Source organism: Ochrobactrum teleogrylli (genome assembly GCF_006376685.1).
GTDB classification, from domain to species: domain Bacteria; phylum Pseudomonadota; class Alphaproteobacteria; order Rhizobiales; family Rhizobiaceae; genus Brucella; species Brucella teleogrylli.
On record NZ_VEWL01000001.1, the window covers coordinates 1 to 14,167 of the forward strand.

The following is a 14,167-nucleotide window of genomic DNA, read 5'->3' on the forward strand; positions in this document are numbered from 1 at the left end:
GTGCGGCAACGCATGCAGCTTACCGGTACTAATAGCTCGATCGACTTGATCACTCCCATTTACAATATCCATCGAACAACGTTCGAGGATGAAGGCAATATGGCAGTAGGGCAATAAGGCAATATGTTGCCCAAAACCCTTAACCATCGCCTGCACAGAAAGACAAAGCACCAAGGCATAGGACAAGCGCAGCCTAAACATACTGCCCTATTCCCCTACTGCCTTACTGCCCTAAACCAGCTTCTCAATTTGTGTTCTTCGCCGACCTGGTGGTTATGGCGGAGCGGCTGCACCCGATCCCATTCCGAACTCGGCCGTGAAACGCTCCAGCGCCAATGGTACTTCATCTTAAGATGCGGGAGAGTAGGTCGCTGCCAGGTCTGCCAAGCACACAAATCAAAACATCTTCTCAAATCATACAAAACACTCCAAACATGCGATAATCGCCAAAAATACCGACTACAACAAATAAGTGAGACAGGCTCGGAGCAGCCCGTTCGGCCTAAAATCGATACTCAATCGATTTTTTAACGGCCTCACCTCATCAGGCTACGCCTGACTTCGCTCCCGGGCCATTGAGGTCTGCACTTAATAACGCGGGGTGGAGCAGCCCGGTAGCTCGTCAGGCTCATAACCTGAAGGCCGCAGGTTCAAATCCTGCCCCCGCAACCGAACTTCCTAAATCACTTCCCTATCAGATATCGCTGCCGGAAAGCTTCGCTTACCACACCGCACTCGCCCCTCCTTCCTCGGATCAGAACCTGAACGGTGAGCAGGAAAAAATTGATCCAGCGAGTCAATTCCCCGACCAACGGGGCAATCCTGCCAACGCAACCAAATCATCACAAAAGCCCCGCAAAAACAATGCGGGGCTTTCCGCGTTCTAAGGGTGAATAAAGGAAGGGGAGGGCAGATTGCGACCAGGGAAGCGCGTTCTAAAAGTCGTGCAGCCTAACAGATCGTCGATACCTCAACATGCATTAAGATGCCGCGTTGCTTTATCGAACAGCTTATCACTGTCTAATAATGTGAATGATGACAGGGTTTTCGCTGGCAGGGTGGGGACCGACAAAATCAGTGCAACAAAAAAAGCCGCATCTTCAGGCGGCTTTTCGTTAGAAACAGAAACAGTTTCAGTTCACAAGATCCCGGCCTTTGGTTTCAGGTGTGGTGATCATCACATAGATCGCTGGAATGGCCATCAGTGTTGCATAGACCGCAACCGCGAAGGGTGTACCGAGTATTTCGAGCAACCATGTGCCAATAATGGGGGCGAGCGCTCCGCCGAGGACTGTGGCGACCGAATAGGATGTCGACATAGCTGTATAGCGAACACGTGCAGGGAAGAGTTCGGTAAAATAGGCCGACATGCCGCCCACGATAATGCCGTGGAAAGAGAGCGTCAGTACCGTTGCCCATGTAAGCGTTGCAGTGTCTGCGCCGGGAGGCAGGCTGAAAAGCCAGAAGCCAGCGCCGATACCGCCGACGAGCCCCACCAGCGTGACTGCCCGGCGTCCGATCCGGTCAGCGGTCGCGCCAGCGGCGAGGATGACCGCGACTTCGGCAATCGAGCCGATGAATAGTGCGCCAAGTGCTGCCTCACGTGGCACCTTGAGAAACACAGTGGCCAATACGATGAAGAATGTGGAGAAGAGGTAGAACAGCGCGCTTTCGCCAGCCTTGACGAACAGGACGCGGAGCATGTTTCCGCCCTGGGTCGAAATTGCTTCGCGCAACGGGGCTTTGACCGGCTCGGTCTTCTGTTCCTGAAGTTGGACGAAGGCGGGCGATTCTTCGACCTTGCGACGGACCCAAAGGCCAAGACCGATCAACAGGATGGAAGCAATGAATGGGATACGCCATGCCCATTCGATAAAGGCTTCCGATCCGAAATGACCGATGACGGCACCGATAACGGCTGTGGCGATCACATTGCCAGCCGGTCCGCCGATCATCGGAAAGCCGGTCCAAAGCCCACGTTGTTTGGCTGGAAGGCTTTCCGCAATCAGCACCAGTGCGCCAGTGGATTCACCACCAATGGCAAAGCCTTGCAGCAGGCGCATGAGAAGAAGCAGGAGCGGTGCAAACACACCGATCTGCTGGTAGGTTGGGAGCAGGCCCATTGCGACCGTCGCGCCGCCCATCAGGAATAGGCTGATGACGAGCGCCTGTTTGCGGCCGATCCTGTCACCCAGAACGCCGAAGAACCAGCCACCCGCCGGGCGGGCAATGAACCCCACGGCCTGGGTGGACAGGGCTGCGATCAATCCGGTGATCGGATCGACAGCCGGAAAAAATGCGGTGTTGAAAACAAGCGCGGCGCAAAAGGCGAAAACCGCGAAATCATACCACTCGATGATCGTGCCGGTGCTGGCCGCGAAAAGAAGTCGTATCGACGATTTTTGCGTCTGCGCGGCGTCCACTGTCCCCGCCGGTGCTGATGTGCTCATGGGTGCTCCTCCGCTGCACAGAATTTTAAAAGCCGGTTCCTCGATACCGGCTCCCTATAATCGTATCATTTGCAACGATGTCAAGTTCATTGCAATAGCAACGTTACATATGCAATGAACTGGAGTGGCTTTTTTAGAAGGTATGCAGACCGCAGTAGCGGCGGGCAACGTTTAATAGTGGTGTGAACCGTCTGGGGAGCAGTCGATGTTTGAGGTGTTCCGTGGGCCGCAATCTTTACGATCTTCGGATGGGCCGTGTTTGTGAAAAAGCCTTTGAAATTGTTCGTCCATTCCGTGAAACTGTTTGAAATGCAAAGACTTTGTGAGGGGCATGTAATGCGTATGGAAACGTTCTTTCCCTATCGGCTTGCGATTGTCGCGGAAGCATTTTCCCGGCAACTCGTTGCAGTCTATGGCCATAAATATGGGCTGATGCGAGAAGAATGGCGTTTCTTGTTTCTGCTTGCGGAGGCAGGGTCCATCGATTCGGTGCAGCTAGCCCAGCGCACATCGCTCGACAAGGTGCAGGTCAGCCGCGCCGCCAGTCGGCTTGAGGCAAAAGGTCTGATTGTCCGCGCCGTATCCGAAGAAGACCGGCGTTTGCGGCACTATGCCATCACGAATGCGGGACAGGCCCTGTTTCAACAAGTCTTTGGCGAGGTCGATGCCAGGGCCAATGCCATATTGGGCGCCATGTCCGAGCGGGACAGGCAGGCGCTGGAAACCGGCATTGCCGCGCTGCACAACGCCGTAAGGCAGGTGACTGCGGCAGAATAAGACGAACCCTATCGCGCGGGGTGTGCGCCGGAGAGGCGCGCGAGCCCGTCGAGAAAATGCCCGGCGTCCGGGCCCAGCTCTTTCAGGATCTCCGCCTGAAATTCGTCGGCGATCTTGCCAAGGCGATGCATCAGCTCTTCCCCCTTGGGGGTGAGGGCGAGTACAATCAATCTGCGGTCGATATTGTTATCCGACTTGTGCAGCAGGCCAGCACTTTCCAAACGCGTTGCAGCCCGGCTGACAATCGACTTGTCGAGATTGACGCGGGTGTTGATGTCGCGAATGCTGACTTCGCCGCTACGATAGAGATGCGCCAGCACGCGCCATTCGGGAATGGTCAGCCCTGCCTCGGCGGCGTAGCGTCTTGAAAACCGCTCGCTGATCCGCTGTGCCACGACACTCAGCTGATAGGGCAGGAAACTGTCGAGTTCGAACGCCATGCACGTCTCCTTTTTGCAGGAAAGGAGCAGAGTTTCATTGCAAATACAACGGAAAAACAAGCTCTGCACAAGAAGCGTTGACTTCGTTGCATTCGCAACGTTATTATCGTTGTTAGTGCAACGAATTTGCCGGGAGGAATAATCATGACCATTCAAGCGATCCCGCAGGGCATGGTCCGCGCATCGGTAACGACCGGAACCGTGGAGGGCTACATGCCCGGTTTCGGCAACGACTTTGAAACCGAAGCGCTGCCGGGCGCATTGCCGCAAGGCCAGAATTCACCGCAGAAATGCAATTACGGGCTTTATGCCGAGCAGCTGTCCGGCACCGCTTTCACCGCGCCCCGCGGTCAGAACGAGCGGACCTGGTGCTATCGCATTCGCCCGTCCGTTCATCATACGGGCCGTTTCAAGCTGATCGACGTGCCGTACTGGAAAACTGCGCCCAATCTGCCGGTCGGCGATCCGCAGCGGCGCAATATCACCAGTCTTGGCCAGTATCGCTGGGACCCCATCCCGTTGCCGGGGTCGGACGAAGACCTGACATGGATCACCGGCATGCGCACCATGACCACGGCGGGCGATGTGAACATCCAGATCGGCATGGCAAGCCATGTCTATCTGATCACCCGCTCGATGGAGGACGAATATTTTTACTCCGCCGACAGTGAATTGCTGATCGTACCGCAGGAAGGTCGTCTGCGTTTCTGCACGGAGCTTGGTATCATCGATCTTGAGCCCAAGGAAATCGCCATTATCCCGCGCGGTCTTGTCTATCGCGTCGAGGTGCTTGAGGGGCCATGCCGCGGTTTCGTCTGCGAGAATTATGGCCAGAAATTCGATATGCCGGGCCGTGGTCCTATCGGCGCCAACTGCCTTGCCAACCCGCGCGATTTCAAATCGCCGGTTGCAGCCTATGAAGACAAACAGGCGCGCTCGCGTGTTGTCATCAAATGGTGCGGCCAGTTCCACGAGACATGGATCGACCATTCGCCGCTCGACGTTGTGGCGTGGCATGGCAATTACTGCGCCTATAAATATGACCTGCGCACCTATTCTCCGGTCGGGGCGATTCTGTTCGACCATCCCGATCCGTCGATCTTCACAGTACTGACAGCACCGTCGGGTCAGGAAGGCACGGCCAATATCGACTTCGTGCTGTTTCGCGAACGCTGGCTGGTGGCGGAACATTCATTCCGCCCGCCATGGTATCACAAGAACATCATGTCCGAGCTTATGGGCAATATTTATGGCGTCTACGATGCCAAGCCGCAGGGCTTCGCGCCGGGCGGCATCAGCCTGCACAATTGCATGTTGCCGCACGGGCCGGACCGCGACGCATTTGAAGGCGCGTCGAATGCGGAACTGCGCCCGGAAAAGCTCGACAATACGATGAGCTTCATGTTCGAGACCCGCTTCCCGCAGCATCTGACAGAATTCGCCGCGCACGAGGCCCCCATGCAGGAAGAATACATCGAGGTCTGGGACCATCTCGAAAAGAAGTTCGACGGCACGCCCGGCGTGAAGTGAAGCGCGATGCATCGGGTGCTTCGGTTTCCAATTCCGGGCACTCGAAGACGATGATTTTGAAATGAGGAGATGGACATTGGCTTTGATCCGGTCCTGGGTGGAGAGCGCCAATCATGCAGATTGCCCCTTTCCCCTGAACAATCTGCCCTATGGTGTGTTTTCGGTCGACGGTGATGCACCGCGTTGCGGCGTTGCCATTGGCGATATGATACTCGATCTCGATAAATGCGAAGCGGCGGGCCTCATCGATGCCGATGGCACTTTCGCCCAGCCGCAGCTCAATGGCTTCATGGCGTTGGGCCGCGCCAGATGGGACGAGGTGCGGGTAGCGCTGACGGAGCTTTTGCGTGAAGGCGGCGACACCAGCCTGCCCTTGATGCCAATGGCCGATGCGCGGTTACATCTGCCGATCCGCGTGACGGAATTTACGGATTTCTACGCATCGAAAAATCATGCCTTCAACGTGGGCGTGCTGTTTCGCGGGCCGGAAAACGCTTTGCCGCCGCAATGGACCCATATGCCGATCGGGTATAATGGCCGCGCCTCCTCTGTGGTGGTGACGGGCACGCCGATCCGCCGCCCCATGGGACAGACCAAAGGCGAACAGGGGCCGGTATGGGACCGCTGTAAAAAGCTCGATCTGGAACTGGAGTTGGGCGCGATCGTCGGCATCGACAGCACGATGGGCGAACGCGTTAGCGTCGAGCAGGCGGAGGACATGATCTTCGGCTATGTGCTGCTCAATGACTGGTCCGCCCGCGATATCCAGGCTTGGGAATATCAGCCGCTGGGGCCTTTCCAGTCAAAGGCTCTGGGGACGACCATTGGTGCATGGGTTGTGACGCAGGCCGCACTTGAGCCGTTCCGCAGCGCAGGCCCGGAGCGCGTCAATCCGCTTCTGCCTTATCTGCAGGAAGACCGGCCGGGATTGTACGATCTCGCCATCGGCTGGACCATGAACGGCCAACGCATGGCAGAGACAAATTACAATGTCATGTATTATTCGAGCGCGCAGCAACTGGCACACCATACCGAAACCGGCTGCCCGATGCGGGTTGGCGATCTGCTTGGTTCCGGCACGATTTCCGGGCCGAGCCTTGAACAGACCGGCGCGCTTCTGGAAATGACGCAGAACGGCAAGAAACCGGTTACGGTGAATGGCGAAAGCCGCACCTTCATCGAGGACGGCGACGAGATTGCCTTGTTCGCAGAAGCCAGAGGCGATGGCTATCGCATCGGTTTTGGACCCTGCGTCGGCCAGATTCTTCCGGCACAGCCATGACGGTGACTTTATATGATTACTGGCGCTCGTCTTCGGCCTATCGCGTTCGTCTCGCGCTGGCCTTGAAGGGGATCGCCTATGATCGGGTGCCGGTAGACCTCACTGCGGGTGCGCAGTTTTCGCCCGAGCATCTGGCGCTGCATCCGCAGGGTCTTGTGCCCGTTCTGAAAATTGACGGGCTGGTGCTGGTGCAGTCGCTGGCGATCATCGAATATCTGGAAGAGACGCGGCCAGACCCGGCCCTGCTGCCGCGCGATGCAGCGGGCAGGGCGCATGTCCGCGCATTGGCCGAGGCAGTCGCCTGCGAAATCCATCCGGTTTCCAACCTTCGGGTCTTGGCGCAGGTCGAAGCCATTGGTGGCAAGGAAGCCCGCGCAGCGTGGAACAAGGATAATATTGCTCGTGGTCTGGCTGCTTTCGAAAAGCTGCTCGACCATCGGGGTTTTGAAGGTCGCTTCTGTTATGGTGAAGCGCCGGGCATGGCCGATTGTGTGCTGGTTCCCCAGCTTTACAATGCAAGCCGTTGGGGCGTCGAATGGGAGAACCTTCCGCGTATTGCGGCAGTGGCAAAGGCTTGCGGAGAGCTACCGGCCTTTGAGGCTGCTGCTCCGGACCAGTTTCGGCCAGAATAGGCAGTTTGCATAGACAGACAGAAAATCCCGGCACAAGTGCCGGGATTTTTGTTTTCGGCATCAGCTTTTTGCTGCCGTGACATTGATCGTGACGGCAATCGTCTTGGACACCCATTCCGCAGCCGGATCGGAAAACATCCCGAGATTAAGCGCTGCGCGATCAAGCTCGATATTGCCGTCCACGGTGGCGATGTTACCTTCCGGTTTGTAGGTAAAGGGCAGAACGACCGGCACGGCCTTGTTCTTGATCGTCAGGATAGCGTCGGCTTCATAGCGCTCGCCACCGAGCGAGCGGAAGTTCTTGGTTTCGAAATGCGCTTCTGGAAAGCGCCGGGGATTGAACCATTCCCCATTCTTGAGCGAACTTTCCTGCGTGGCATCGCCGGTTGTGGCCGAGCCGGTATTGACTGTGATCACGGCTTTCGATCCGGCAAGATTGTCGGGATCGAAGCGAATATTGCCGGTCCACTCGCTGAAATGCCCGGCGAAGTCCTTGCCTGCATGGGTGCCGGTGAAGCGGATGGCCGATACAGCCGGATCAATAGCCCAGCTGGTGGCATTGGCGTCTGCCGTTGTGGCTTCTGCGGCTGGGGAGGCCGCCACCGGCGTCGCTTCTGCGACGGTCAGCTGTGCTGGCGGAGGGGTGGTGGGCAGATGCATGGTAAAACCCGCAAGCCCGATCATGACGATGAAGGCGATCCCTAGGCCGCTTGGCAACATCGCCCTTCCGGGAAGCGCCGTGTCCCCATGATCTTTCGCGCGCAGGAAAGGCAGCATCTGGGCCAGCACGCCGTCGCGGTCGATCAGCTGGTGTTTCAGCGCGGCGGCAACATGCAGGACAATGAGAGCGGCACCCCCATAGGCCATATAAGCATGGGCGCCCATGGCACCGAAGGCAACATTGCGCATGCCGTCCATGGCTGGAATTGGTGGAACGTCGAACAGACCGAACCACGAGGTCGATACCATCAGCGGGCGATCCGTGCTGATCGCCCAGCCGGTCGAGACATAGACCCAGCCGGTCAGTGGAATGGCCAGCAGCAGTGCATAAAAGGCAATGTGGGTTGCGCGCGCCAGCACGCGTTCCCAGTCCTTCATGTCCGATGGCAGTGCCGGAACCGGGTGGGTCAGACGCCAGATCACGCGAAGCAGGGTCAGGGCCAGAATGGCGAAGCCGATGGATTTATGCAGCTGGAACAGCTGATAGGCGAGCTGCTGCGTGTCCGGCTTGTTGATGGCCCTCACCATCCACCAGCCCATCGGGATCATGGAAATGACGAGAATGGCAATCGCCCAATGCAACAGAATGGCAGTCGCGCTGTAGCGGGAGGACGTTGAGCGGGGATGAGTGTTCATGATCATCCTGACGGGTCAGGGCCCAGATGCCGTCATTGCGACACCGGGCAAAAACTTCGTGATTGAAATGTCGCAAGCCCACCGGCCCGGCTTGGGAGGAGGCGCAGCCGGTGGGTTTCAGTCAAGCGCGCGTCAGCTCGCTTCCTGAATGAACTCCCCATCGAAACGAATGGTGATTTCCGGGCCGACCGGGCCAAGCGGCTGACCGAATTCGGTGCGGTTGAAAGTGCCTTCAGCGGCAAATCCGACCGCAGGCACGCCTTCATAGGGATGGCTGTCGATTGCGCCTTGGAGCGTCGCCTTCAGTGTGACGGGCTTCGTCACCCCCAGAAACGTGAGGTCGCCTGTGACGTCAGCCGTTGTTGCGCCGGTCGACGTAACCTTGGTGGACTTGAAGGTGATTGTCGGGTGGGCGTCACTGTTCAGGAAGTTGGGCGAGCGGCTGACATCTTCGTCCCAGGTTGCATAACCGGAAGAGGCATGCGTGGCCTTGTAGTCCGCCGGATAGGCAGTGGCGACGGAAGTGGGATCGATGGTCACTTCGATCGAGGAATTTTCGATTTTGGCCGGGTCGAGCTTCAACGTAGCCTCGAACTTGTTGAAGCGGGCGGTATAGTTGGAAATCTGGTTATGCCTCAGGGACCACAGCAAGGCTGCATGTGTCGGATCAAGCTTGTAGGTGCCAGCCGGTGCTGTTGCCTCGCTTGCCGCCGATTGGGCGAAGGAAACGCCCGTTGTTGCGCCGAGCATTCCCAGAGCGATGACTGCAGAGAAAATGCGCTGCCCGTTCGTTTTCATAACCAAGAATCCCTTCTGTTTTGATTGACAGGAGGATTATGAAAAATGAGGGCATACACGTTGAAATGAATTAATGTTGAGGAACTTCCTCTTGAAATGAATAGCCATCGAAACGGTTCATTTGAATGGTTTCCGAGAGAGCCGATCCGATAGTAATATTAGAATATTATTTTAGAGAAATCGGCAATACGGTATAATTTTCCGATATTTATAGCGGCCTTTTCTGGGGGAATACGTGCAAAACCACCCTTATCGGATTTAATTTCGCCGACGCGACAGGTCGATTCAGCCGCAGCAAGCGAACCACATTTAGCCGGCCAAGGCGGCGCTCAGCAGCAACGCGCCGGTAAGCGCGATGAAAAGGGCGGCGCAGACCTCGATTGCTGCCTTCAATCGCCCGGACATGGCGTTGCTGCCCGCAAAACGCAGGGCGACATTCTTGGCTGTGACCGCCAGTGTGGCGAGAAAAGCCACGGTGAGAAACGTGCCGAAGGCCATGGCGAAAACGGAGAGTAATCCGCCCAGCATCAGGCCGTTGAGCAGCGCGAAGGTCAGCACGATCAGGGCCCCGGAACAGGGGCGAAGACCGACCGAAAAAATCGCCGACCAGGCCGTTGTCCAGTTGAAGTCGTCGCCAAGTGTCGAGGGATCGGCGATATGGGCATTGCCACAGGCGGCGCAGACATCGCTATCCCCGATGAAGGCGTGGTCCGTCGCAGTCGCCGCCGCTGCGGCTGGCTTGTAGTTGAGCTTGACCGTGCTGCCGCCTGCTGCCGCGCGCGTGGCCTGCGAAATGCTGCCCTGCCATGCCGGGCCGCTTGCCATGGCCGGTTGCGGTGCACTCGCAAAAAGCGGTGCTGCGTTTTTGGGTTTGCGGAACAGAAGCGGCAGCTTGCGGGCCAGAAGCCACAGGCCGAAGAACAGGACCAGCGCGAAGCTGGCAATCTCCATATAGCGCGCCGTCTGGTTCATAGAAATGCCGGTGCCGCGCAGCACGAGCCATGCGAGGCCAACAACGACAATCGCCATAATGGCCTGCAACAGCGACGAGATGAAAGACAGGAAAATGCCGCGCCGCAGCGCTGTTTCATTGGCGATCATATAGGAGGAGATCACCGCCTTGCCGTGGCCGGGACCGGCGGCATGAAATATGCCATAGATGAAGGAAAGAGCGATGAGGATGGACGCCTGCCACGGGTCTTCGCGCATGGCTTTCAGCGCGGTGGTCATGGCCAGATAGAATGCGCGCTGCTGCTCGTTCATCCAGAGAATGATATGCGCGAACGGTCCGGTCGGCGTCATGGCCACTTCATTCGCACCGATGCCCAGCGACGATTGCGCAAGCGCCTGCGCGGCGAGGATCGTCAGACCAAAAGTGAGTATGAGCGTTGCCGTTTTCTTCATCGGCTCGTCTATCCTTTCGCGGCGCAGTCGATTTCAAGGCGGGTGGCGAAAATCTTCGACATGTCGGTACCCGCCGGATCGTTGAAGAAGGCCTCGGTCAGCGTTGCCTGATTTTGCGCGATGGCCTGATCGGGATCGGGGCGCACGACGGTCGATTTGCAGCCCTGCGGCAAACCCTTCACCACAAGTTCCTTGTCGTCCACATAGTCAATCGCGGTATAGAATGTCGGGTCATAGACGCCGAAACTCACCTTGTGGCCGGGCTGCAGCTTGAGCGGCTTGGCGGGCTTGCTGGTGAAGACGATCAGCAGGCGGTTGTCGGTAAAGGTCGCGGCAAGATCGTTGGGTCTCACCATCGCGACATCCTTGCCATCCTCCTGAACGGTCTGGAAATATTTGAACTCTGCAATGGATTCATTGATGACATGGCCGAGATCGATCAGCTCTTTATGGTCGAGCTTGAGATCGCCATTCTTGTCGAATTCCATCAGCACGGTTGACGAAAACACATCGTCGAAGCGCCAGACATGGGCGAGCTGCTGAACCGTGCCGTCCGGCGCAATGGTGAGTTCCAGACGCGCTTCGGCAAAGACATGCGGGTGGGCAAGCGCCGCCGTCGGCACGAGGCCAGCAGCCAGAAGGGCCGCTGTGGTGGTCCGGGCGAACCGGGCTTTGAACCGCGATGACGAAACCTGCATATAGTCTTTCCGTAAGTACTACCTAATGCTCGAAGCCGAAGACGGCGAAAGTGGGACACATAGCCCAAAACGCCGATAGTTTTATGAAGTCGGGCTTTTCGCGGCTCCGCCTTGCTCCCGTTCCTTGAACCATTGCGTAAGAAAATCCACAAGCGCGCGGATTTTCGCCGGCAGATAGCGCCGATGCGGATAGACCGCATAGATGCCGCCGTCCCGCACGATAAATTCGTCGAGACAGGCGACCAGCCTGCCGCGCTCGATTTCTTCTTCGGCGATGAAGGCGGGCAGCGAACAGAAGCCGAGCCCCGCCAGAGCGGCGTTTTTGGTGGCGACCGGGCTGTTGACCTCGATGGGGCCATTGACCGGCACGGTCATCATCGAGCCATCCGTGTTGCGAAAGTGCCAGTTGTTGCGTGAGCGGGCATTGGTGTCGATGATGCAGGGCCTGTCGGTCAGGTCTTCCGGTCGTTCGGGCTTGCCGACGCGGGCGATCAGCGCCGGTGCACCGCACAGGATGGAATGGAAAGGCGAAAGCCTCTTCGCGATGAGGGAAGAATCCTGCAAGCGCGTGATGCGGATCGCGAGGTCGAAACCTTCCTCGACCAGATCGACAAAGCGGTCGTCCAGCCGCACGTCGAGCACGATTTCAGGATGCGCAAGGCAGAAATCAATTAGCGACTGGCCGATCACCGCATCGGCAAAGGTGCGCGGCGCGGACAGTTTTATGCGCCCGCGGGCGTCGGAGCTGGTTTCACTGACGGCATCCTGAAGCGCGTCGATTTCGCGGATGATTTCCACCGCCCGGTGGTAATAGGTGTGCCCCGCCTCGGTCAGCGAAAACTGGCGCGTGGTGCGGTTGAGAAGGCGTGCGCCCAGCTCGTCTTCCAGCTCGCGCACATATTTGGACAAAAGGGCTTTGGAGCGCCCGATTTTTCGCGCTGCGGCAGAAAACCCTTCCGCCTCCACCACGTCGATAAAGGCGCGCATACGTGTCAGCGTGTCCATCTGTTTTAGCCCCGCGTTTCAAGAATGGTTTTGCCAAGCGCGATCAGCGCCCGGTCGCTGCCACGTGGCCCGATGAGAGATATGCCGAAGGGCGCGCCGTGCACTTCGCCCAGCGGCCCAAGTGGTAATGTGATTTGCGGCAGGCCCGAAAGCACCGAAAGACAAAGCAAGCGCAATGCCTGCTCACGATAGGCCTGCAAGGCCTCGAAAGGTTCGTTTGCGAGCGGTGCCGCTCCGGGGACCGTGGGCAAAGCAAGCACGGCATGATCGCCGATGATCGCCTCAAGCTCCTGTGTGAAACGCGCGCGCCTCGTCCGCTGTTGGGCCACGATATCGGGCGTCATCTGCGATCCATAGGTAAAGCGATCAACGACACCCGGGCCGAGCTGGCGTTCGCCGGAGGATATCCATGCGCCGTGGCTTGCCCAGGCTTCGGCGCCCTGTATCTGCCGGAAGGCGAGATAAAGTTCGTCGATGGACAGGGTTGGCTGGCTCGCCGCCTTAAGGCCCGAAAAATGCGGGCGAATTGCCCCGAACATGGCGCGATAGGCGTCGGTTTCCGCCTGTCCGAGCAGAAGCTGCTCCAGAACCGGCATATAGAGAAGCTGGGTCAGCTGAAACGACTGTTCGTCTTCACCCAGCAGGACCGCGCCCACCTTTTCATAAAGCGAGACGTCGCGTGCAAACCAGCCGATCGTATCGAGTGACGGTGCGAGCGGCATGATGCCTTCAAGCGGGATGCGGCCGTGGGTGGTGCGCAGGCCAACAAGGCCACAGAAACTGGCAGGCGCGCGGATCGACCCGCCCGTATCGGAGCCGAGCGCAATATCGGCGATCCCGCCTGCGACTGCCGCCGCGGAGCCCGACGACGACCCGCCCGTCACGCGGTCCGGCGCGGCAGGATTGATGGGATGGGGATAATGCGAATTCTGCCCCATCAGCGAAAAGGCAAGCTCGTCCGTCTGGGCCTTGCCGATGACTTCGGCACCAGCGCCAAGCAGCTTTTCGACCACGGGCGCGGATTTTTGAGCGGGGGGTGATTCGGCCAGAATCTGCGGATTGCCGCATCCGGTGACCATTCCAGCCAGATCATAGATGTCCTTGACCGCCAGCCGCTCGCCGAAAAGCGGTCCATTTTCCGCGTGGGGAAGGGGATTTTCGGGCTTTGCGATGATCGCATTGAAAGGATCGAAGGTGGTCATTGTTCACCATTAGGGGCAGGAATCTGCCGTTATGCTGAATAGAAAGTGAAAATTTCCGATGGAATGTTTCACTCTTACTGAACAATGGCAAGCGCGCTTTGCCTCCAAAAAGGTCGAAAAATAAATTCGTTTCGACAAAGATTTGTCATTGAATGGTCACGGCTTTGCGCTTATATCGCCCTTGCCCAAAGTCGCACGTGCCTGTGGGTGTCCGCCGATCCTCGAATGGTGAGGAATTCGGTACGGTACCTGGACCTAACCGCTCCAGTCGATCTGTTGGCCAACCGCCAGATCGAGGACATCTTGAAGCAACGACGGTGCGGGCCTTTCTGGTGTCTTTCGGCTGTCCAAAAGCCGAAATTACTGAAGAGGCACACCTTCATTGCCGGTAGTGCGGATGCGGTTCTCCAATTCCAATCCAAGGCAGACAAAGCGGAATAACGCGGATCTAGCGTTGTTCCAACGCCGCATGCTCTTTCGTGTGATATCAGCGCCTCCAAAGGCTGACTTCGCGGCGAGGGTCTCATGCACCTTTGTCTCTTAGAGAATTGCCTGCCCCTTGGGGGTGGGTCGATGGTCTAAGTATTTGTTTT

At 57.8% G+C, this 14,167-nt stretch carries 13 protein-coding genes, 1 tRNA gene and 1 rRNA gene; 6 read left to right on the plus strand and 9 right to left on the minus strand.

Annotation, left to right across the window (positions count from 1 at the left end):
* The coding region (locus tag FIC94_RS22545; RefSeq protein WP_210237284.1) for a hypothetical protein at positions 1-201 on the minus strand (201 nt) is incomplete at its 3' end.
* A gap of 64 nt (positions 202-265) precedes the next feature.
* Here FIC94_RS22545 and rrf point away from each other — a divergent pair.
* Positions 266-380 (plus strand): 5S ribosomal RNA (rrf, locus tag FIC94_RS00010).
* Between the two features lie 215 nt (positions 381-595).
* Positions 596-669, plus strand: a tRNA-Met gene (locus tag FIC94_RS00015).
* A 464-nt stretch (positions 670-1,133) separates the two neighbouring features.
* On the opposite strand, the gene FIC94_RS00020 is transcribed toward FIC94_RS00015, so the two are convergent.
* Complete coding sequence (locus FIC94_RS00020; protein ID WP_140023487.1) at positions 1,134-2,450, minus strand: MFS transporter; 1,317 nt, start codon at positions 2,448-2,450, stop codon at positions 1,134-1,136.
* A 336-nt stretch (positions 2,451-2,786) separates the two neighbouring features.
* Here FIC94_RS00020 and FIC94_RS00025 point away from each other — a divergent pair, with 336 nt between their 5' ends.
* Entirely contained in the window at positions 2,787-3,227 is a 441-nt protein-coding gene (locus FIC94_RS00025) for a MarR family winged helix-turn-helix transcriptional regulator (protein ID WP_140023488.1), read from the plus strand.
* 8 nt (positions 3,228-3,235) lie between these two features.
* On the opposite strand, the gene FIC94_RS00030 is transcribed toward FIC94_RS00025, so the two are convergent.
* Entirely contained in the window at positions 3,236-3,667 is a 432-nt protein-coding gene (locus tag FIC94_RS00030) for a MarR family winged helix-turn-helix transcriptional regulator (RefSeq protein WP_140023489.1), read from the minus strand.
* A 144-nt stretch (positions 3,668-3,811) separates the two neighbouring features.
* Between FIC94_RS00030 and hmgA the strand changes: the two genes are divergently transcribed.
* The 3 genes from hmgA to maiA all read left to right on the plus strand — a co-directional run bounded on the left by hmgA (position 3,812) and on the right by maiA (position 7,111).
* A complete protein-coding gene (gene hmgA, locus FIC94_RS00035) occupies positions 3,812-5,197 on the plus strand; it encodes a homogentisate 1,2-dioxygenase (RefSeq protein ID WP_140023490.1) in 1,386 nt (461 codons plus the stop codon).
* 61 nt (positions 5,198-5,258) lie between these two features.
* On the plus strand, positions 5,259-6,479 hold the full coding sequence (fahA, locus tag FIC94_RS00040; protein WP_109367758.1) for a fumarylacetoacetase: 1,221 nt from the start codon (positions 5,259-5,261) through the stop codon (positions 6,477-6,479).
* Complete coding sequence (gene maiA, locus FIC94_RS00045; RefSeq protein WP_140023491.1) at positions 6,476-7,111, plus strand: maleylacetoacetate isomerase; 636 nt, start codon at positions 6,476-6,478, stop codon at positions 7,109-7,111. The genes fahA and maiA overlap by 4 nt, the downstream gene beginning before the upstream one ends.
* A 60-nt stretch (positions 7,112-7,171) precedes the next feature.
* Here maiA and FIC94_RS00050 read toward each other — a convergent pair whose 3' ends face one another.
* From FIC94_RS00050 to FIC94_RS00075, 6 genes are all read right to left on the minus strand, one after another.
* Positions 7,172-8,467 carry a cytochrome b/b6 domain-containing protein gene (locus FIC94_RS00050; RefSeq protein WP_235891925.1) on the minus strand — a complete coding sequence of 432 codons (1,296 nt, stop codon included), beginning with the start codon at positions 8,465-8,467 and terminating at the stop codon, positions 7,172-7,174.
* A gap of 132 nt (positions 8,468-8,599) precedes the next feature.
* Positions 8,600-9,265 (minus strand): YceI family protein, encoded by a 666-nt coding sequence (locus FIC94_RS00055; RefSeq protein ID WP_140023493.1) that lies wholly within the window; start codon positions 9,263-9,265, stop codon positions 8,600-8,602.
* Between the two features lie 309 nt (positions 9,266-9,574).
* Complete coding sequence (locus tag FIC94_RS00060; RefSeq protein ID WP_140023494.1) at positions 9,575-10,669, minus strand: nickel/cobalt transporter; 1,095 nt, start codon at positions 10,667-10,669, stop codon at positions 9,575-9,577.
* Positions 10,670-10,677: 8 nt separating this feature from the next.
* Positions 10,678-11,367: a DUF1007 family protein gene (locus tag FIC94_RS00065; RefSeq protein WP_140023495.1), complete on the minus strand. Its 690-nt coding sequence runs from the start codon at positions 11,365-11,367 to the stop codon at positions 10,678-10,680.
* Between the two features lie 81 nt (positions 11,368-11,448).
* Positions 11,449-12,372 carry a LysR family transcriptional regulator gene (locus tag FIC94_RS00070; RefSeq protein WP_109367752.1) on the minus strand — a complete coding sequence of 308 codons (924 nt, stop codon included), beginning with the start codon at positions 12,370-12,372 and terminating at the stop codon, positions 11,449-11,451.
* A gap of 5 nt (positions 12,373-12,377) precedes the next feature.
* Positions 12,378-13,574 (minus strand): amidase, encoded by a 1,197-nt coding sequence (locus tag FIC94_RS00075; RefSeq protein WP_140023496.1) that lies wholly within the window; start codon positions 13,572-13,574, stop codon positions 12,378-12,380.
* Positions 13,575-14,167 lie beyond the last annotated feature (593 nt).